At 51.9% G+C, this 20,559-nt stretch carries 18 protein-coding genes; 6 read left to right on the forward strand and 12 right to left on the reverse strand.

Going from position 1 to position 20,559, the window contains the following annotated elements; all coding sequences use genetic code 11:
* Nucleotides 1–4 precede the first annotated feature (4 nt).
* From ABVM99_RS09340 to mdtM, 5 genes are all read right to left on the reverse strand, one after another.
* A complete protein-coding gene (locus ABVM99_RS09340) occupies nucleotides 5–466 on the reverse strand; it encodes a YjiG family protein (protein WP_000211979.1) in 462 nt (153 codons plus the stop codon).
* The gene (locus tag ABVM99_RS09345) at nucleotides 463–1,134 is read right to left on the reverse strand and encodes a nucleoside recognition domain-containing protein (RefSeq protein ID WP_023194441.1); all 672 of its coding nucleotides are present in this window, start codon (nucleotides 1,132–1,134) and stop codon (nucleotides 463–465) included. The genes ABVM99_RS09340 and ABVM99_RS09345 overlap by 4 nt, the downstream gene beginning before the upstream one ends.
* 872 nt (nucleotides 1,135–2,006) lie before the next feature.
* The gene (locus ABVM99_RS09350; RefSeq protein ID WP_023194442.1) at nucleotides 2,007–3,191 is read right to left on the reverse strand and encodes an MFS transporter; all 1,185 of its coding nucleotides are present in this window, start codon (nucleotides 3,189–3,191) and stop codon (nucleotides 2,007–2,009) included.
* A 219-nt stretch (nucleotides 3,192–3,410) separates the two neighbouring features.
* Complete coding sequence (locus tag ABVM99_RS09355) at nucleotides 3,411–4,682, reverse strand: DUF445 domain-containing protein (protein WP_023194443.1); 1,272 nt, start codon at nucleotides 4,680–4,682, stop codon at nucleotides 3,411–3,413.
* Nucleotides 4,683–4,768: 86 nt separating this feature from the next.
* Nucleotides 4,769–6,010 (reverse strand): multidrug efflux MFS transporter MdtM, encoded by a 1,242-nt coding sequence (mdtM, locus tag ABVM99_RS09360; protein WP_001188918.1) that lies wholly within the window; start codon nucleotides 6,008–6,010, stop codon nucleotides 4,769–4,771.
* Nucleotides 6,011–6,488: 478 nt separating this feature from the next.
* Here mdtM and ABVM99_RS09365 point away from each other — a divergent pair, with 478 nt between their 5' ends.
* Nucleotides 6,489–7,442, forward strand: a complete 954-nt coding sequence (locus ABVM99_RS09365; protein ID WP_023181336.1) for an Rpn family recombination-promoting nuclease/putative transposase — start codon at nucleotides 6,489–6,491, stop codon at nucleotides 7,440–7,442.
* 180 nt (nucleotides 7,443–7,622) lie between these two features.
* A complete protein-coding gene (locus ABVM99_RS09370; protein WP_017465687.1) occupies nucleotides 7,623–8,993 on the forward strand; it encodes an NAD-dependent succinate-semialdehyde dehydrogenase in 1,371 nt (456 codons plus the stop codon).
* A 94-nt stretch (nucleotides 8,994–9,087) separates the two neighbouring features.
* Here the strand turns inward: ABVM99_RS09370 and ABVM99_RS09375 are convergent, their stop codons facing one another.
* Nucleotides 9,088–9,231, reverse strand: coding sequence for a hypothetical protein (locus ABVM99_RS09375; protein ID WP_001581776.1), 144 nt, complete (start codon nucleotides 9,229–9,231; stop codon nucleotides 9,088–9,090).
* On the opposite strand from ABVM99_RS09375, the gene yjiS reads away from it, so the two are divergent.
* Nucleotides 9,198–9,362: a DUF1127 domain-containing protein YjiS gene (yjiS, locus tag ABVM99_RS09380; RefSeq protein WP_000397915.1), complete on the forward strand. Its 165-nt coding sequence runs from the start codon at nucleotides 9,198–9,200 to the stop codon at nucleotides 9,360–9,362. The two genes, ABVM99_RS09375 and yjiS, sit on opposite strands and share 34 nt — an antisense overlap.
* A 74-nt stretch (nucleotides 9,363–9,436) precedes the next feature.
* Here yjiS and ABVM99_RS09385 read toward each other — a convergent pair whose 3' ends face one another.
* From ABVM99_RS09385 to hsdR, 5 genes are all read right to left on the reverse strand, one after another.
* A complete protein-coding gene (locus ABVM99_RS09385; RefSeq protein ID WP_023194444.1) occupies nucleotides 9,437–10,138 on the reverse strand; it encodes a hypothetical protein in 702 nt (233 codons plus the stop codon).
* 73 nt (nucleotides 10,139–10,211) lie between these two features.
* Nucleotides 10,212–10,544, reverse strand: coding sequence for an endoribonuclease SymE (gene symE / locus ABVM99_RS09390; protein WP_001651423.1), 333 nt, complete (start codon nucleotides 10,542–10,544; stop codon nucleotides 10,212–10,214).
* Between the two features lie 350 nt (nucleotides 10,545–10,894).
* Nucleotides 10,895–12,280, reverse strand: coding sequence for a restriction endonuclease subunit S (locus ABVM99_RS09395; RefSeq protein ID WP_023194445.1), 1,386 nt, complete (start codon nucleotides 12,278–12,280; stop codon nucleotides 10,895–10,897).
* Nucleotides 12,277–13,866: a type I restriction-modification system methyltransferase gene (gene hsdM, locus ABVM99_RS09400; protein ID WP_023194446.1), complete on the reverse strand. Its 1,590-nt coding sequence runs from the start codon at nucleotides 13,864–13,866 to the stop codon at nucleotides 12,277–12,279. Before hsdM ends, ABVM99_RS09395 begins: the two co-directional genes overlap by 4 nt.
* Before the next feature lie 193 nt (nucleotides 13,867–14,059).
* Nucleotides 14,060–17,569, reverse strand: a complete 3,510-nt coding sequence (gene hsdR / locus ABVM99_RS09405; RefSeq protein ID WP_023194447.1) for a type I restriction-modification system endonuclease — start codon at nucleotides 17,567–17,569, stop codon at nucleotides 14,060–14,062.
* 197 nt (nucleotides 17,570–17,766) lie between these two features.
* Here hsdR and ABVM99_RS09410 point away from each other — a divergent pair, with 197 nt between their 5' ends.
* The 3 genes from ABVM99_RS09410 to ABVM99_RS09420 all read left to right on the forward strand — a co-directional run bounded on the left by ABVM99_RS09410 (nucleotide 17,767) and on the right by ABVM99_RS09420 (nucleotide 19,526).
* Nucleotides 17,767–18,681, forward strand: a complete 915-nt coding sequence (locus tag ABVM99_RS09410) for a restriction endonuclease (RefSeq protein WP_000290515.1) — start codon at nucleotides 17,767–17,769, stop codon at nucleotides 18,679–18,681.
* Between the two features lie 268 nt (nucleotides 18,682–18,949).
* Complete coding sequence (locus tag ABVM99_RS09415) at nucleotides 18,950–19,237, forward strand: BrnT family toxin (protein WP_001131963.1); 288 nt, start codon at nucleotides 18,950–18,952, stop codon at nucleotides 19,235–19,237.
* Nucleotides 19,224–19,526 carry a BrnA antitoxin family protein gene (locus ABVM99_RS09420; protein WP_000063143.1) on the forward strand — a complete coding sequence of 101 codons (303 nt, stop codon included), beginning with the start codon at nucleotides 19,224–19,226 and terminating at the stop codon, nucleotides 19,524–19,526. Before ABVM99_RS09415 ends, ABVM99_RS09420 begins: the two co-directional genes overlap by 14 nt.
* Before the next feature lie 74 nt (nucleotides 19,527–19,600).
* Here the strand turns inward: ABVM99_RS09420 and yjiA are convergent, their stop codons facing one another.
* Complete coding sequence (gene yjiA / locus ABVM99_RS09425; RefSeq protein ID WP_000187838.1) at nucleotides 19,601–20,557, reverse strand: GTPase; 957 nt, start codon at nucleotides 20,555–20,557, stop codon at nucleotides 19,601–19,603.
* Nucleotides 20,558–20,559 lie beyond the last annotated feature (2 nt).

Below are 20,559 nucleotides of genomic sequence, written 5' to 3' on the forward strand. Positions count from 1 at the left end.
CTTATTAAACAATAAGCTGCATGACCCAGATCGACAGCAGCGCATTGATGGCGCAGACTGCGATAATATGCGGGTAATATTTGGCGTTGACTTCGGCAGTACCGAGACAGCGGCCGACATTCTGTACCGGGTTTCCCATCAGGTAAATGGCTGGCAGTAGTACGGTAACATCGTGGCCGCTTAGCGCGCCGGCGGTAGCCAGACTGGCCGCCACGCCAACGGCGCCACCCATACTCATCAGCGAAGCCAGAAGCACCGTAGCCGCTTCGCCGGGAAGCCCCCACAACGCCATCACGGGCTGGCAGATATGGCCTACCCAGTCGAGCAGACCGGTAATTTTCAGCGCCTGAATAATGACAAATGCCATGACCACATTGGGTAACAGGTTAGTCGTGGCGATGGTAAAACCGCGGCGTGCGCCATCGATAAACATATCCATGACATTCTTACGTACCTGAGTCGTCATGATTGGGCTCCTTGCGCAGGGTGACGGCGTTCTTCGATGTTAATCCAGACGCGCAAAAGGTTTGCGCCGATAAATTTGAATAGCAGAATGACCACCAGCGGAATGATGACTGACGTCCCCAGAAAGGCGAATACCGCAACGCCGGAGGAGAAATAGTTGGTGATAATAGCGCTGCCGCTGGTCTGCCAGGCGGCAAAAATCACTTTATCGCGTTCGGTGATTTCGCCTTCCTGCGCCAGCTCTTTGGTCATACCCGCCGCGGCGTCGGTATTTTGCAGGTTGGCGATCAGCGCCAGTGAGCAAATGCCGGGAATGCCAAGCAATGGTTTCAGGATGGGCGTCATCAATTGCTGTGCCGCCCGCAGACCGCCAAGCCCATCCGTAATCGCGATGATACCCAGAGAAAGGATAACCGACGGCGCCAGCTCCAGCGCAAAAAGGAAGCCATCTTTCGCGCCCGTTCCGCCCGCGCCGCGAAAGGTCTGCGTATCGGTCACATGACCGAATGACCCGTTGAGTACGGTAAAATCAAAAACGCGCCACCAGCCTTCGCTTCCGGAAAATACGCCGGAAAAGAAAATGATGGTGAGAAAAAACGCCAGATATCCCTTTATCCCGACCTTTTCTGTATCAAGCGGCATGGCCGCCTCGTCCACTTGTTGCGCCATAGCGATCCCCGAATTTTTTTTGATGATGTGTTGGTTGTAGCCACAGGCCAAAAAGCCCGAAACAGAAAGACCTTATCAGCCATAAGGGTAAGGACAAAATGCAAGTATGTATCGTGCTATGCGTTTCTTGCATAGCAGCGCGAAAAATCACCATCCTCGCTACTGCCGGAGGCGCGGGGAACCTTGGACGGTATAACGCGAGGTAAAAAAGCAAAGAAACAGGTGTTGGCGCAGGCCGGAGCCGGGAGCAGGAAAAAGGGGAAATAAATTTGACGTTAGTCAATTTCACGCCACTTAATTATCGTTGTTAAAAAATAGGATTTTTTAACCTAAATTTTACTTTTTTACTGTAATTTTTCACGCCTTAAGAGGAATTGTCACGGTCAAGTCAGTAGCCGCTGATAGGTCAGCTTGCGCCCTAAGAATCCTACGGACAGGTAATAAAAAACGAATAATCGAATTAATTTCGTGATGTGATTTATTTATAATTGTGATGATTTGAGAGGCAGCGATAATCATCATAATGGAATATATAGCCAAAATAATTCGAGTTGCTTAAAGGCGGCAAGGGAGTGAGTCCCCAGGAGCATAGATAACTATGTAACTGGGGTGAGCAACGGCCCGTCAGGGCGAGGCCCATGGATGGGCCGGGTAATCCGTAGCCAACACATAATCCACTTGAAGTATGAAGGGTATATAAAATAATAGGCAGATTGATAGCACTAAAAACCATAGAATAAGTATAGTTTTTAGTGGCATCTTTACCTTGAAATAACGTGTTGAGGATGTGCTATTAAAAACAGATCCGCATTGTGCCGCGAATAGCGTTAAAGATACAACCCGGTGCGGATAGCGTGGGTTTACTCTACCGCTTATTCACGTATCACAAACCGTTTTTGTTTTATCTGCTGCGCGGCGCTGATCAGCGCGGCAAAAAAGAGCGCCGCGGCACCGCAAAGCGTGGCGTTGATAATTGCCGACGCGCCATTGCCTGACAGACTGGCGGCGAGCGGACCGAGAATTTGCCCAATACCATACGTTAGCGTCACCAGGCCTAATAAATTAATATTGCCCGGCGCGCTGAGCTGTCGGGCAAGCGGCATCACCAGCGAGGTTGTGCCCATAAACGTGGCGCCAAAACCAATACTGCTCAGTATTAACAGCAACAACGAGTCGCTGGCGAGAGACAGTAGCACGCAGGCGCTCTGGATCAACAGATTCGCGGTCAGACATGGCAGGACGCCCCAATGTTTTGCCGCCCACAGCCAGCCGAAGCAGCCGGGAATGATCGCCAGGCCGACCAACGACCAAAGGTGCGCCGTGAGTAGCGGAGAGCCCGCGCTTTTCGCCATCAGCGGCAAATAGGTAGCGACAATGATGTAGCCGAATCCGGCGAAACCATACAACAGCGCCAGTTGCCACCAGGGCATAGGCTGATTTTCGATTCTTGCTAAGGGCGCAGGCGGCAGCGCATGATCGCGGGGGGGAATCAACATTGCCACGATTAATAGCAATATACCGGCGAGTGCTCCGGCCCCCAGCCATAGCGAATGGGCCGAAAGCGCATAATGTAAACCGCCAATGACATATTCGTTACCCAGTGCAATCCCGGCCCCGACGCCGGAAAAGAGCGCGGCGATAACAAACGGATGGCGGGTATGATGCAACACAATCATTGATCCAAAAATCATCATTCCCGCGCTCGCGACGCCTGCCAGGAAGCGTACCAACATGACGACCGCGGGCTGAGTAAATATCGCCATAGACAGAATAAGAATACCGGTGGCGACCGCCGAAGCCAGCAGCATGGGGCGTAGACGAGAGGGGAGATGAAAAAGGCCAAAGGAAAACAGTAAGCTTCCCGCCAGGTACCCTGCATAATTGGCGCTGGCAATCCAGGAGAGCTGATTAAACGTTAGCTGCTTTTCCGCCAGCATTACCGGCAGCATGGGCGTATACAGAAAGCGGCCAACTCCCATCCCCAGCGTCAATACCATCATACCGAAAAGCGCCGTAAAAATGGGATGGCGAGGTGAAGCGCTCTGAGCATCAACCATGGTTTTTCTCTTTGCTAAAGTAAGGCAAGAATGCCGGATTGTTGTTGTAAATGATAATAAAAAGTAAAATTAATGTTTCAAATTTGCAAGAAAAGAAAGTGAAGCGCAGGCGAATAACGGATTGAGAAGAGGGGCATCGGTGGGAAATGGCATTAAATTAATGCCTCCCACGTGCGGGGTTTGGCAGTTAATCTGAACGAGAATTGCGCCTTCCCCTTCTTAGATACTGAGCAGTGCCGGTATTTGCGACAGTAAATATAACACCAGACCGATAGCGCCGCCGACCAGCGTGCCGTTCACGCGGATAAACTGCAAATCTTTACCGATATTAAGCTCAATCTGCTGCGACATATCGCGCGCATCCCAGCCTTTTACGGTATCGCTGATGTGGCGCGTCAGGAAGGCGGCGAATTCCGGCGCGACGCGGTGCGCGGCCTGTTCCAGATGACCGTTAAGCGAGGCGCGTAATGCGTCGTCGGCGATCAGCGTCTCGCCAAACCATTGTCCGGCATGAGCGATGCGCTGCTTCACCTTCGAGTCTTCGGCGTTGATATCTGTTTTTAACCACTGGCGCAGATCCGCCCAGATCTCGCCGAGATAACGGTTAAACGCCTCATCTTCCTTCAGGTAACTTTTAATGTTTTCTGCCCGGGCAGCCATTTCCGGATCATGTTTAAGTTTATCGATCAGCTTATACGTCGCACGATCGAAGGCATGACGAATCTGATGCGCGCGGTCGTGACTGATATCATCCAGCAGAGAATTCACCGCGTCGGAGACCAGTTCAGCGCTGTGTTCTCCCAGCCATTCGGTCGGCAGAATCTTCGCTTTTAACGGATGCTCGGTTTCCAGCCAGCGTATGATCTGTCTGGCGATAAATGTTCGGGAGCTGTCACGCTGTAACAGGGCGATAAGCTGGGCGATCAGCGTATCGAGTAACACCTGGTGACGATCGTTTTTGGTCATGCTTTCCAGCATCAGGGCGCTGGTGCCGGAAAGATCCACTTTATCAACCGCCTTATGTACCGCTCGCTTGAGCAGCCGCTGAATACGGGCGTCATCGGTCAGTTCCAGAAAGCCGCTCATAATTTGCAGCAGATGCTGCCCGACCCGGCTGGCGTTGTCCGGCTGGCTGAACCAGTTTCCGATAAGCAGCGCGGGTTCATGGCGGCGGATTAGCGCGATCAGCGACTGCGTATCAAGGAACTTCTCCTGCACAAATTGCCCAAGATTTTCGCCGATTCGGTCTTTGTTACGGGGAATAATCGCCGTATGTCGTGAAATAAACGGAATGGGAATGCGGCGAAATAGCGCCACCACGGCAAACCAGTCCGCCAGCGCGCCAACCATCGCCGCTTCGGCAATAGCTTTTACGCCCAGCACCCAAAAACTGGGCGGTAGGAAAAGCGTGGTCACAAACGTCGCGGCGGCTATCAGCAACAGTGAGAGCGCCAGGCGTTTGGCGCGTTTGAGTTCGGCGATTTTATTCATAGGGTTAAGGATAGAGCCAGACGGCAGGAACGTGCAAAAAACATCAGATGATCCTGTGCCGGATAAGCCTCTATCCGGCAGAGTGTTTACTTCTCAGCGGCCAGTTCTGCCGCCTCATGCTGGCGCACGCGCTGTAATAATGTCGCCAGGGTGAAGACCACAATCACCCCGGCCACCGCTGCCAGCAGGTGAAACGGCAGTCTCCCGCCGTGAAACCACAGCCAGCGGCCAACTTCGACCGACACCGCCATTACCGTCAGAATCACCATGTTCAGCGAGGCTGAAACCGTCCCTTTTGGCAAGTTGTTGGAGAAAAGCGTGAAGCGAAATAGCGTCGGGAAAATCATTCCAATGCCGAACGCGTACAGGCTGGTGCCCAGCACAGACCAAAGCCAGACGTGCGGCAGAAGAAGATTACCGAGGAGTAATGTCGCCAGCCCGCTTAACTGGATTGGTACGGCGCGCCAGATAAAACGCGGTCGGGTTGGATCTTTCACCAGGCGCACAACGATCATATTGGCCACGATCACCGCACCGAATACGGGCACCTGCGCCCAGGCGAATTGCGAAGTACTCATCCCGCCGGCATCGATCAGGATCACCGGCGACACCGCCACCCAGCTCATCATCGGGATGTAGCTCAACGACAGCGTCGCCGCCCCGGTGAGAAAAATCGGGTTGCGAAACACATTGCGAAAATCGCGCAGTACGCTCACCGCGCTGAACGGCACCGCGCCGCGTTGCACCGTTTCTGGCATCGCCAGCAGCAGGCCGCACAACGCCAACAGTCCCATCACCGCAATAATACCGAACAGTACCTTCCAGTGAACGAAGTGCATCAGCGCGGCGCCGGAGAGCGGGCCGATAACCGGAGCGACCAGCACAATGGAGGTAATAATCGCCATCAGCTTAATGGCTTTGGTTTGACCGAAGGCCTCCTGTACCGTGACGTAGCCGACCGTTGCGATAAAGCAAATGCTGGTGCCCTGCACAAAACGGGCAACCAGAAACTGCGTCATTGAGGTCGTCAACAGCGTTGCCGCGCAGGCGAGAGTAAAAATTAATGCGCCTGCGATCAGCACTGGCCGGCGGCCAATCCTGTCGGATAGCGGCCCCAGAAGCCATTGCAACGCCATTCCGCCCGCCAGATAGAGACTGACCGAGGCCGGCGCAAGACTGACGTCAGCATTAAAATCGCGCACGACGTTAATGATGCCAGGCTGAATCAGATCCGTCGTCAGATAGGCGGCAAAATCGTACAAAATCAGCGCCATCGGGAAAAATAACGTTGTGGCGCGTTGGGAGAAAAACTGAATAATCCGTTGCATAAAAAATGCGCTCCATGTCGGAGAACCCCATGATGGGATAGCGAAACTCAATACCGTCATCGTGACGTCAGGCAGGCGATGGAAACAGCGGCTGCGGATGTACTGAATTTCATGTAATCAAAAACGCTGCCGGTGAAAACACAGACAGGAAGAGACGCGTTCTGAATCTCGTCAGAACGTGTGGCGATTACAGATAACAATCAGCACATCACACCTCGGGAAATTTACGTTGCACGGAAAATATACACATTAAGTGTAATTAAATTTTGATGTTAATCAAAAGAGTTTGTCTGGTTAATAAAGATAAAGGCAGGGCGCGCAGGCTGGTATTTTGCGTGTTCAGTTCCGAAAATGCATGTGCATTACAGATAACAGGATTTATCTTTCGTCGCGCCTCGCAATGCTGAAAAGGTACGGATGAGAAAGGAATTTTCAGGAGGTAGAGTCGCAGCATCCTGGTTTGGGGTGACGGAGCGCCATGAAAAAATCGACGACCTCAACACCGCATGATGCGGTGTTTAAAACCTTTTTGCGCCACCCGGAAACCGCCCGCGATTTTATGGAGATTCATCTGCCGGTGTCGTTACGCCAGCTTTGCGACCTGCGGACGCTAAAGCTGGAGCCCGGCAGTTTTATTGAAAAAAATCTGCGAGCCTATTATTCCGATGTGCTTTGGTCGCTGAAAACGCGCGAGGGCGACGGTTATATCTATGTCGTGATTGAACATCAGAGTACGCCGGATGCGCATATGGCGTTTCGGCTGATGCGGTATGCGATGGCGGCAATGCAACAGCATCTGGATGGGGGGCATAAGCATCTTCCGCTGGTGGTGCCGATGCTGTTTTATCACGGTGTTGATAGCCCGTATCCTTTTTCGCTGTGCTGGCTGGATGAGTTTGCGAACCCGGAAGTGGCAAGAAGACTCTATGCCGCTGCCTTTCCGCTGGTCGATATTACGGTGGTATCGGATGATGACATTATGCAGCACCGCCGCATTGCGCTGCTGGAGCTCATTCAAAAACATATCCGCCAGCGGGACCTGCTGGGACTGGTTGAACGGATTGCTTCGCTGTTAGTTACTGGTTGCGCTAATGACAGGCAGCTTAAAGCGCTGTTTAATTATCTTATGATTCAGCACGGACATACGCCTCGTTTCACCACGTTTATTCGTGATGTGGTAGGGCATGTCCCGCACACTAAGGAGAGACTGATGACGCTGATAGAGAGGATCCGCGCAGCGGATCGCAGAAAAGGGGAACGGCAAGGAAGACAGGTTGGTCTGGAGGAAGGACTGGAAAAAGGGCTGGAAAAAGGTCAGCGTGTTGCCGCATTGCGTATCGCCAGACAGATGCTGGCGGACGGACTTGACCGCGAGACTGTCCAGCGGTTCACCGGCCTTACGGCTGAAGAGCTTCAGGATGTTAGCCACTAACGCGGTTCCAGTCTGAATGTTGCAGGCCCGGTGCCCGCCGGGCAACGCTCTCTATAATTATCGCTGATAACCGCACGAATATACCGAACTTTACCGATAGCGCCAGCCATCTCTACTACCCTTATTGTTCTGAGCGGCATTTACGGCTGCCTTAATGACGATAACAAGGAGACATGTGATATGGCTTACCAGACAGTGAATCCTGCCAATAATCAGCTCATTAAAGAGTACCCCCCGCACACGGACGCGGATATTGAAGCCGCGCTGCAAAAAGCTGACGCGCTCTATCACTCCGATTGGTCCAAAGGAGAGATTGACCAACGTTTGCCGGTACTGCATAAGCTGGCTGACTTGATCGACAGCCGTGTTGAAGAACTGGCAAAAATCGCCAGCCAGGAGATGGGCAAGCTCATCGAGCAGAGCCGTGGCGAAGTCAAACTGTGTGCGCAGATCGCTCGCTATTATGCGGATAACGCGAAGCAGTTTCTTGCCCCGGTGCCTTATAAAACCGAGTTTGGCGACGCGTGGGTAGAACATCATCCGATTGGCGTCATCATGGCTGTTGAGCCGTGGAACTTCCCGTACTATCAGTTGATGCGTGTGCTGGCGCCGAACCTGGCCGCTGGTAACCCGGTGCTGGCGAAACATGCCAGCATCGTACCGCACTGCGCCGAGACATTTGCCCATCTGGTGCGTGAAGCCGGCGCGCCGGAAGGCGCATGGACCAACCTGTTTATTTCCTCCGATCAGGTGGCGAATATCATCGCCGACCCGCGCGTGCAGGGCGCGGCGCTGACCGGATCTGAAAAAGCGGGGAGCGCCGTGGCGGCACAGGCGGCGAAGCACATTAAAAAATCGACGCTGGAACTGGGCGGGAACGATGTGTTCGTCGTGCTGGACGATGCCGATCTTGAGAAAGCGGTGAAAATTGGCGTGCAGGCACGGCTCACTAATGCGGGGCAGGTATGTACGGCGGCGAAGCGCTTTATCCTGCATGAGAAAATCGCCGATCAATTCCTCAGCCAGTTCACCGAGGCGTTCAGGAAGGTGAAGGTGGGGGATCAGATGGACGCTTCTACCGAACTGGGGCCGCTGTCGTCGAAAGATGCGCTGGAAACATTGACCAGACAGGTCGAGGAAGCGGTAAAAAATGGCGCGACGCTGCACATTGGCGGCAAGCCGCTGGAAAGCAAAGGCAACTTCTTTGAGCCGACCATTCTGACCCACATTACGCGTGACAACCCGGCGTACTTTGAAGAGTTCTTCGGCCCGGTGGCGCAGATGTATGTGGTGAAAGACGATGACGAGGCGGTAAAACTCGCCAACGATTCCCACTACGGCCTTGGCGGCGCGGTGTTTAGTCAGGATATTGAGCGTGCTAAACGCATGGCCTCCCGGATTGAAACCGGGATGGTTTATATCAACTGGCTGACCGACACCGCAGCGGAGCTGCCGTTCGGCGGCGTTAAGCGTTCGGGCTTCGGACGCGAGCTATCGGATCTGGGGATTAAGGAGTTTGTGAACCAGAAGCTGGTAGTGGTGCGCCGCTAATCCCTGTTGCCCCTCTGAAAACGGGAGGGGCTGGCTTTTTTGCAGCGAAGGACGCGGATCTTAAATCAGAACGAAATAAGCGAACAAAACACCTTCAATCGCCCTCCTTATTTATCCACGTTGCACTAACCGTGCTTTTTATCCCGATATTGTTTGTACAGACATTCATGATGCCCGCATTTTCTGTTCTATGCGGAGGCTGGTATGGAATTTTACGAGAACCGCCCCAGACAACCATTCATTGGCTTTGTGCAGCTCAGACGGGCGCTAAAAAGGTGGTGGCTGCGTAAGCGGGCCTGTCAGGCGCTGCGACGAATGAGTGACGAGCAGTTAAAGGATATTGGGTTGGAAAGGAAGGATGTGGAATAGTGAATCTATTCAAGGGCAATAGTAGTTAAAGGATTTTATGATATATTACTATGCCCTTATGTTATGCGTGCTCACTATTTTATATCATTGATATTAATATCATTAATCTTTTTCTCAATATATTTTTCTGGTTTTACCTTACTTTTTTGCTCAATTGCATGATATTTTTCCTTATCAATGGTTATAGTCATTTTTTCTTTTTTGTTAAATATGCATGGAATGATAATGGCGGCTGCAATTATCAGTAACATTATTATGGCTGCATGAATTTTGCCTTTGGGAAATCCTTTTAATTGAGTACACAGGATTGTTATACATTTATGTATAAGATAAGGGAAGGATAGAAATAAAACAAATGGGTAAGCAAAATTTATGGCATGTTTTCCATAGTAATTATTATTTATTATCAGCGAACCAATACAGAATGCCATCATACAAAATAGAGATATTCCGAAAGATAAGAAGGATATAACGAAAGAACCTTGCATAATTCTTTTATGTAACTCTTGCAAAATATTATTTGTAAGCTTCTCTAGTTTAGTGTTATTACAAACAACTACCAGCATCGCAAAAAAAATCTCACATAAGGCAAGCGAAAATAACGTATTGAAGACCATGTAATTCATCAGCGTTTCGAAAAATATACTTTGCTGAAGATAGTATGGTAATAGTGCGTTGACCTCCATAAATAAAGTACATAGAAATCCCAGGATGATATAAAAAATTAATCCTTCATTTCTCCAAAGCGTAATGTTTTCTTTTACTTTTAGCTGCATGGTTTCCCTTCAATCATTGATATGAATTATAATTAAAGCTGGCAAGGGTTCTTTGCCAGCTTATTTTATGCGTTTAATTAGAACCTGCCATCACGCTGATAAACGCCTGCACCTGCTTTTGCTTACGCGCTGATAGCTTGCACACCTGACGCAGCGACTGCATCAACTCGCTTTCTTCTGGTTGCGGTTGCTGTGCGGTGAGCACAATACAGCCGTTCATCACCTTTACATCGACCTGCGTACCGGTGGTAAACCCGGCGTCTTCCAGCCACTGACCTTTCAGGGTAATAGCGGGAATACGGCTGTAATCTGGGTAGCGGCTCGCATAGCTCACGGTCAAGTGACGGTTATTTGTCGGGGAGACTTCTGGATCGGTGAATTCTGCAATAGAATGCGGGGTAGTCATGGTCTCTATTCCTGTTTAATAGGGATTGTGATTAGCGGTGCGGGCGTGTTGGCGCACGCTCGCACCGCGCTAAATACCTGGATATATCATCAGTAAATAAAAGAAAAGTCCAGCTTAAAATAGACTGCAATAGGAATATTCGGGAAGGAACTGGATATATTTTTGACGGTTATGATTGCGGAAAATAATATACACAAAATCATTCGAGTTGCATCAAGGCGGCAAGAGAACGAGCCCCCAGGAGCGTATATAAATACGTGACTGGGGTGAGCGAACGCAGCCAACGCCGAGGCAGCTTGAAGGATGAAGTGTAAAAAAGCGCACGGTTCAGGTGCGCTTGCAAATAAAGGTCAGGCTTTTTTACGCGAGTTTTTTTTACCGCCGCTGGCGGCGCGTTCGGTCTTAATTTTTTCCAACAGGGCGGAGGCGCTGTTTTCACCGCTGATGAGACTTGGGTTTTCCGCACGCCACTGGGCGGTAAGCTCGCCGCGGAAGGCTTTCGCCAGGATTGACTGGGTGAGGCTGTTGACGCGGGTCAGGGCGTTGTTGACCTGCTTTTCAATGGTGTCGGCCCAGGCGAAGAGTTGTTCGACACGGCGGACGATTCCTTGTTGTTCTTCAATATTTGGTAAATAAACCTCAAGGCTATTAATCACTTTTTGATTGAGATTAACCATTGTTGAGCCGACAGCTTCTTTATTGAAATAGCTAATGGCAATCGGTGATCTTAATATCAATTCAAGATATTTTGAATTGATATTGCTATTAGTTCTGAGAATCATTGACCCAGTGCCGCAAAGCATTTTTGATTGACCAATATTAACCACAGCAGCTCTGCCCATCTCTCCTCTCCTACCCACAATCACATCACCGTCTTGTAAAGACCATGAGCTAAGTTCTGCATATTTTTTATCAGATATTGTCATGGAGAGTGATGGTGAGATTATCCCATCATTAATGTGCATTGGATTGATTACCGGAATGCCATTTGAAATATAATCACTTTTATGTAACGCACTTCCGAATGGGCCTGTTTTAATTATTATGCCAACATCCTGAAGAGTACGTACTTTGGTATTTGGTTTTGCATTTTTATTTAAATTCCCGTTAACCGCCGCAGCTAATACCGCCTGACGAAAACGTTTCAGGATTTGCGGGATTTGCTCAAGACGTGCTTTGGTGCTGTCTACCTGCGCCAGCAGCGTATCGAGTTTTTCGGCGATGATTTTTTGTTCGGAAATCGAAGCTATCGGAAGATTTAAATCTCGAATAATTCCTAAATTAATTCTAGGCCTTGTAGTGCCTTTTATATGTTTATTAAGTTGACTAATAACCAATGGTGAATTTAACAAGTAAGTTAAATACTGTTTATCAAATGCAAGATCATTAATACGTAAGCGCACTAGATCAGCTACAATGACCCCATCCTGGAAGTTTTCCGGAATTATGCACGCTAAACCTAAAGGGTCCCCCAGCTTTGTTATGACAATATCACCTTTTTTATATGAATGCCTGGACAGTTCAATGGCTTTTTCATTTGAAACATACTTTATGTTTTTGTTAATAAAGCGTAGTCGCTTTATATTTTGTAAGCGAATTATTGGCGTTCCGCTGAGCTGATATTCAGATGCTTTTAGGTTCGACCCAAAAGGGCCATCAACAATGTCATTTTGGGGGCTAACGACAAAATCACTGGCTTTTCCTAAAATCCATTCTTTAGGCATTAAATCACTCATGCCTTCACCCCTCCAAACGCTTCTTCCAGCAACTGGCGCTGCGCATCCGCCTCATCGCCCGCGCCCAGTTCACGCATCAGCGCATCCAGTTCGCCCAGCGCCTGTACCAACTCGCCCATCGCTTCTGCGGCCAGCACATCCGGCTCCGGCAGGCTGTCGGCGTCAATGCTGTCTTTATCCTTCAGCCAGGAGATATCCAGCGAATCGGATTTCACGCTGCGGATCCACTCGCGGCTGAACTTGCGCCAGCGGCTGGTGGCCTGGTGCTGGTCGGTGTTCTTGTTCTCTTCGCTGTCGGCGACTTCGCTCTCTTCGGCGTTAAAGCTCCACTCGCCTTCTTCACGCGGGCCTAAGCCATGCGGATCTTCACCGTAGACGGTTTCAAACGGTTGCAGGTGCTGTTCGGTAAACGGCGTGCGCTTGCCAAAGCTCGGCATATTGGTACGCAGGTCATACACCCACACGTCGTCGGTGCAGTTTTTATCCTGATGCGGATTGGCGACCGTGCCTTTGGTAAAGAACAGCACGTTGGTTTTGACGCCCTGGGCGTAAAAGATGCCGGTCGGCAGACGCAGGATGGTGTGCAGATGGCATTTGTCCATCAGGTCGCGACGAATATCGGTGCCCTTGCCGCCTTCAAACAGCACGTTATCCGGCACGACTACCGCCGCACGGCCGCCGGGGTGCAGGGTTTCAATAATATGCTGCATAAAGCACAGTTGTTTGTTGCTGGTCGGGTGCACGAAGGTGCGGGTGATGTTGGTGCCCGCGGCGCTGCCAAACGGCGGGTTGGTGGCGACAATATGCGCCTTCGGCAGGTTTTCGCCGTCGCTGCCCAGCGTGTTGCCCAGACGGATGGCGCCGCCGTGGTCGAGGTTGCCTTCAATATCGTGCAGCAGGCAGTTCATCAGCGCCAGACGACGGGTGCCGGGAACTAGTTCGAGGCCGATAAACGCGCGGTGGATCTGGAAATCCTGAGCGTCGCCATCAAGGTCATCCAGATCGTGAGTCTGCGACTTCACGTAGCGGTCGGCTTCAATCAAAAAGCCTGCGGTTCCGGCGGCCGGGTCTTGTACCACTTCACGCGGCTGCGGCTTCAGCAGATGAATAATGGTTTTGATCAGCGGACGCGGGGTGAAGTACTGGCCCGCGCCGGATTTGGTTTCATTGGCGTTCTTCTGCAGTAGCCCTTCGTACATATCGCCGAAGTCATCGCGGGACTTGCCGTGAGCGCCGTTGTACCAGTCCAGTGAATCCATACTGCTCACCAGCTCGGTCAGCTGCTTCGGTTGGGTGATGGTGGTGTTGACGTTCTGGAACACCGCCTGCACCAGCTTTTTCTCGTCCGCGCCCAGATGCACCAGCAGGTTGCGGTAAAACTGCAACTGCTCCTGGCCAATGCGCGATTTCAGGTCGTCCCAGCGGTAGCCTTCCGGCAGGTAGTCCGCTTCCTGGCCGGTTTCTTTGCACATTTTCAAAAACAGCAGCGAGGCGAGTTCATTGACGTAGTTTTGATAGGAGACGCCGCCGTCGCGCAGGTTGTCGCACAGTTTCCACAGTTTGGCGACCAGATCGTTATTGTTCATTGAAGATCCCATGTAAAACAGCGGCCCTTATCGGGGCCGCAGAAGAAGAAATTGTTGGGTAATATACACAAAATCATTCAAGTTGCATCAAGGCGGCAAGGGAATGAATCCCCAGGAGCGTACATAAGTACGTGACTGGGGTGAATGAGCGCAGCCAACGCGGAGGCAGCTTGAAGGATGAAGTGTATACGCGTTAAGCCAGCTCGTCCCAGATATAATCGCTGAACTTATCCAGCACGCTGTCGAGGTTGTCGTCAAAGGTGCGCTGTAACATGGGTTTACCGCCGCGGCGGTGGAAATTGCCGGTTTTGAAGACGTCGTCGTCGAGCACCACTTTCTCTTTTAGCGCCTGCGCTAAACGATCGAGCCAGCTTAGCTGCTCGTCGCTCCAGTCGTTCTCGCCCTTGATACGCGTCAGCGCATGATCGACACGTTCGTCGAACGGTTTGAGCGCATCGCCCACCGCCGCGCGGCGGATGTGGCCGATCAGGCGGGCGGCAATATCTTCGTTGCGCGTCGCTTTCCACGCGCTGCGCAGGGACGACTCTTCAAAATGCTGGCGGTCAAACCACTCCTGCAATTCCACCAGCCCTTTGCGGGTGAGGTCGCGCGGGCGATTGATCACCGCCTGCAGCGCCGGCTGGGCGTTAGGGGCGTGCTGCACCAGCGCATCAAACGCTTCGAGGAAATCCTGCGGCGTGTCGTAATCGCCGTACAGCGATTTGACGCTCACCACCTCATCGTCAATATCAAGGAAAATGGGGGCATCGCGCAGGGCGTTGATATCGGTTTTCAGCCTTTCGAGGCGGGCGATAAAGCCGGGAAGCTTATTGAAAATCTCGGCGCTCCAGTGCGGCCCTTTTTCCCGCAGGCGCGAGGCCAGACCGCCGAAGTTGACGCCTGTCGCATCCAGACACAGTTCGTCCAGACGGCGGACCTGCTTATCCACCGCTTCGCTGCGGTCACGGTTATAGGTGGCAAGACCGATGATCCGCTGTAGTTTAGCAACCAGCTGTTCATGGCTGTGTTCAGCAAAACTGCGGCCATCCGCTTCGATAGTTTTGTAGGTTTCTGAGTCGGTAATTTCGTTGACCAGCGTTTGCAGCTCCACCTGCGGACGCACAACCACCGGGCGCATAGTGTCGACGCTTTCCAGCGAACTGTAGATATCCACGCAGTCGAAAATCTTAAAGCTGGTTTTCCCCACCGATGGGCACAGACGCGTGGCGCGGCCCTTCATCTGCTCGTAGAGAATGCGGCTTTTGACTTTGCGCAGAAACACAATATTGCAGATGGACGGAATATCCACGCCGGTGGTCAGCAGATCGACGGTGACCACGATATTAGGCAGTCGCTCTTTGTTGAAGCGGACGATCATGCTTTGCACTTTCTTCGCGTCTTTATCGGCATCGCCGGTGATCTTGATGATCGCGTCGTGCTCAAGCTGCGGATACTTTTTCTTAAACGCGGTACGCAGTTCGTCGACCACCATATCGGCATGGGCGTTGGTGACGCAGAACACCAGCGTTTTTTGCTGCCCGGTGGGATCCAGATATTTGGTGAGCTCGCCGCATACCGCGCGGTTAAACGCCGGGATCACCAGGCCACGGTTAAAATCGGCGACCTCAAAATCCTGATCGTCGGCCAGCGTGTCGTTGATCAGCTCGCCCTGTGGGTTCAGGCGTTCCACCTGTTCACCCTCGGAAAGATAGACCCCATCCTGTGCGTTGCGGGTGACGATCTGAATAGGGGGATCCTGATCGATCAGGTAACCGTCGATCACCGCCGTACGGTAGGTGTAGCGGTAAACCGGCTCGCCGAAAATATCCACCGTGTGCAGCGCTGGCGTGGCGGTCAGGGCGATTTTTACCGCGTCGAAGTGGTCGAGAATGCGGCGATAGGCGGAAACGTAATCCAGTTGGCTGCGGAACTGCAACTCGCCTTCGGTCTGCTCTTTATCGAGAATGTAGCCGCGGTGCGCTTCATCAACCACGATACAGTCGTAGCGGCCAACTGGCATCGGCTCATCGGATTGCAGCGTTCGCTTGACCAGCGACTGCACCGTGGCGACGTGGATTTTGGTACTGTCTTCCGGGAATTTATCGGTCAACCCTTTGATATCAAAAATGCTGTTAAAGGTATCACCGTTAATGCGCGTGTCTTCAAACGCCCCCAGCGCCTGCTCGCCGAGCGAGCGACGATCGACCAGGAACAGGACGCGCTTGAAACGCTGCGACTGGATCAGACGGAACATCAGGGCGATGGCGGTACGGGTTTTACCGGTACCGGTCGCCATCGCCAGCAGGATGTGTTGCTGACCGTTAACGATAGCTTTTTCCACCGCGCGGACGGCATCTTCCTGGTAATAGCGCAGGCCGAGTTCGCTCATTCCGGGGTTTTCGGCAAACCACTGGTTTTGTTTCTGCGGATCGCTGCCCAGCATGGCGACCAGCTCTTCCGGACGATGCCATTCCGGCAGCGCTTTTGACATATTGGTGGTGTGTCGGACATCGCGATACCAGATACCGCTTTTGGTCTTCATCGCTGCGCGGTATTCGCGCCCGTTGGTGGAGTAGCAGAAGGGGATTTTAAAGCGCTGCTGACCGCTGGTGTCCTGCCAGCTGATTTCATACTCCGGCACGGCGTCATGCACTTCGTCGGGAGCGTAGTGCTCCAGCAGCGTGTCGCGTAAAAATCCGTTATCGAAGTATTTACTGTAACGGTAAGACTCGTTGAGCTTGCTGAAGACATCGGTATTTTTGCGTTTCGCTTCAACGACAGCGATGGGCTTCAGGCCAACGAACAATACGTAATCGGCAAAGCCTGTTTTTCCCGTTTCATCTGTACCCGTTGGCCATTCGGCAATCGCTTTATTGACGCCGGGTTCCGGGCGAGCACCTTTGGCAAAGCGCAGCGTTTTACTGTCGGCCTGCCAGCCCGCTTTACGCAACTGGGCGTCGATCAGGAAGCGGCTCTCTTCTTCGCTGAGATTCAGCGTGCGTTTGATCGCCTGATCGGTGATCTCTTTGTGATAGGCCTTACGTTCCTGTTCGGTTTGCTTCGCCAGTTCGGCATCTTTTGCCGCAAGCTGTGCCTCCAGCGCGGCCAGACGTGCTTTGGTCTGAGCTTCGGTTTCCTGCTGTTTGCCCTCAAGGATGGCAATGTAGCCGTTGAGCGCAACCAGTCTTTGCTGCTGAGCTTCCAGTTCGGCCTGGCTTTGTACTTTCTCTTGTGCCTGACGTTCCAGCTGTTGTTTCAGCGTCAGCACTTCCTGGTGATAAAGATTCTCGCCGTGTTCTGGCAGAACAAACATTGGCACCGGGAAATCGTAATCTTTGGTCACCAGCCGGTAGTACCAGACGCTGAGGCGGAATCCGAGCCGCAGGCACATCTGGGCATCGTCCAGATCGTTATGAAATTCGTGGACGGCCAGGTTACCGATACGGCGCAGCTTATGGAAAACAGAAAGGATGCTGTCATCAATAAACGCAATCTTGCCCAGTTCGCGCAGCAGGTCATGTTGGTTTTCGCAGGCGGGTATATCCAGCAACTGGCCGAGATGTTTCGCGGTGGCTTCGCCAAACATGCGCATTTTTATCAGAGTGGTATTAGGATCGTCCGGATAGTTGTTTTCCGCCGCGCAGGCGATGGCGTAAATGAAGTCGTTGACGCCTTTGAGAAAGTCGAAGTTAGATTTGTTCATTTTTATCTATCCGGTTCCTGAGCGGGAAGACGTTATTACCCTGTGCCGTAAAGGGAAAATAACAGACCCATGGTAGACTTCATATTGTGTGTGATCAACGAACAATCAGAGAGTAACTGCTTCTTTCCTAATGTTTTCCTGAAGAGTATCGTTCTCCGGCGGGGTATCTAATCTATATCAATAGCAGGGATGGATTTATGGCTGTTCCAACATATGACAAATTTATTGAACCAGTGTTGCGTTTTCTGGCCACTCGACCCGAGGGCGCTTTGGTCAGAGAAGTGCGTGAAGCTGCAGCCGAAATGCTTGGGTTAAATGAGCAGCAGCGTGCAGAGGTGATTACCAGTGGACAACTGACGTACCAGAACCGCACCGGTTGGGCGCACGATCGTCTCAAACGCGCCGGGTTATCGCAGAGCCTATCCCGGGGAAAATGGTGTTTAACACCAGCGGGAATGAGCTGGGTTGCCTCGCATCCGCAGCCGATGACCGAGCAGGAAGTGAGTCATTTTGCTTGTGATTTTAACGGCGTAAAGCTCAGTAAGCCGGCAGATGCGGTGGCGTTAGATCCACAGCCAGAATCGATTGAGGATGATGAGCTTGCCAGAAGCAGCCCGGACGATCGCCTGGAGCAAGCGCTCAATGAGATTCGTGAATCTGTTGCCGAAGAATTGCTGGAGAACCTGCTTCAGGTTTCGCCGGCGCGTTTTGAAGTGATTGTGTTAGATGTGTTGCACCGCCTGGGATATGGCGGCCATCGCGGTGATTTGCAGCGCGTAGGGGGAACCGGCGATGGCGGCATTGACGGTATTATCTCTCTCGATAAGCTCGGGCTGGAAAAAGTCTACGTTCAGGCCAAACGCTGGAAAGGCACCGTTGGGAGCGCTGAAGTCAGGGGCTTTTATGGCGCATTGCCTGAGCAAAAAGTGAAACGTGGCGTCTTTATTACCACCTCAGGCTTTACGGCGCATGCCAGAGACTATGCTAACAAAGTTGAAGGTCTGGTGCTGGTGGATGGCGACAGGCTGGTGCATCTGATGATTGATAATGATATTGGCGTATCCTCACGTTTACTCAAGTTGCCAAAGCTCGATATGGATTACTTTGAGTAGTGGTAACGCTGGAACCTGATTGCGGGTAATTGAGATGGATCACGTTGTGGGCACCAGTGTTTCCTCTCGCCCAGAAATCACGTGACTTTCTATGGCTGCGTATCAGCCTAAACCCATGCCGGATAGCGGCTGCGCCTTCTGCGGCCTACTCTTCTGGTCAATTTCCTTTTATCTCGAATACGCAAATTGTGAAGCTATTTCCAACAATCCAGGTATAATCGTAAGATAATTGTATATACATTTTTGTATGTACAATTAGGAAAAACACATGCCGATGGAGTTTGAATGGGATGCGAACAAGGCTAAAAGCAACCTGAGGAAGCACGGTGTCCGCTTTGAGGATGCGGTACTGGTGTTTGACGATCCCCGACACCTGTCACGTCAGGAGCGTTATGAGAATGGAGAATATCGTTGGCAGACCCTCGGCCTTGTTCATGGCATTGTGGTCATTCTGGTTGCTCATAGCGTTCGGTTCGAAAGTGGTTTTGAAGTTATCCGTATCATCAGCGCCCGCAAGGCGGACAGAAAAGAGAGGAATCGTTATGAGCATGGTTAAACATAAACGCGGCAACGCATCCGCGCTGAGTGCTCAGCATGAGGCTGAACTGAAGGCGCTGGTGAAAAAATCAGATGATGAGATTGATTACAGCGACATTCCCGCTTCGGAGGATGGGCAGTGGTCTGAAGCAGTGCGTGGTAAGTTTTTTCGCCCGTTAAAAACTCAGGCCTCGGTGCGTATTGACGCCGATGTGATGGAGTGGCTGAAACGGCCAGGAAAAGGCTACCAGACGCGGCTCAATGCCATTCTGCGCGAGGCGATGCTGCGCGAGCAAAATAAGAAATAGCCCGAAGATGCCGGATGGCGGCTGCGCCTTATCCGGCCTACAAATTCCCGCCAGGCCAGATAAGCGCTTAATGGTTACTTCCTTAACCCCGCAAACGCCGCTCTGATCTCGTCTTCCGGCAACTGGATCCCGATAAATACCAGCGTGCTGTGCGGCGTTTCGTCGCCCCACGGTCTGTCCCAGTCGGCGCTGTAGAGACGCTGCACGCCCTGGAACAGCAGGCGGTTGGGTTCGCCGTCGATCCACAGCATCCCTTTGTAACGCAGCAGTTTATCCGCTGATTCCAGCAGCAGGTTTTCCATCACCCGCGACACCTCGCTGATATCCACCGGGTAATCCAGCTCCACCACAATTGACGACACATCGTTCTGTTTATCGGCAATAAAGTGGAAACGCGGTTGGCTTGCCAGCACGTTCTCTTCCAGCATAAAGCCGCTGGTATTAAACAACTGACTCAGGTCAATATCGCCGTGTACCACGGTATAAACCGGGGCGCGGGCGTTGATACGCGCCAGCCTCTCGCGCAGTTTCTCGCTGTCGCCTGCCACGTCGGTTTTGGTCAGCAGGATACGGTCGGCGTAGCCTATCTGCGACTGGGCGATGGTGAACTGGTTCATCTGCTCGTTAGCGTGCACCGCGTCGACCAGCGCAATCACGCCGTCTAACAGGTAGCGTTCGCATAATACGTCATGGGAGAAAAAGGTCTGAATAATCGGGCCGGGGTCAGCCATGCCGGTGCATTCAATCACCAGACGGTCGAAAGCAATATCGCCGCGGTCGCGGCTGTCGAGCAGGTCTAATAGCGCATCTTCCAGCTCGTTGGAGCGGGTACAACAGATGCAGCCGTTAGTCAGGGTTTTGATCTGTGTGGCGCGATCGCCAATCAGTTGATCGTCAACGGAGACTTCGCCAAATTCGTTTTCGATAACGGCGATTTTAAAACCATGTTGTTCGTTGAGGATATGGCGTAGTAGGGTGGTTTTGCCGGCACCAAGAAAACCGGTAAGTAGGGTAACTGCAATCGGGGTCATAG

Source organism: Salmonella sp. SJTUF15591, from assembly GCF_043356435.1.
GTDB classification, from domain to species: domain Bacteria; phylum Pseudomonadota; class Gammaproteobacteria; order Enterobacterales; family Enterobacteriaceae; genus Salmonella; species Salmonella enterica.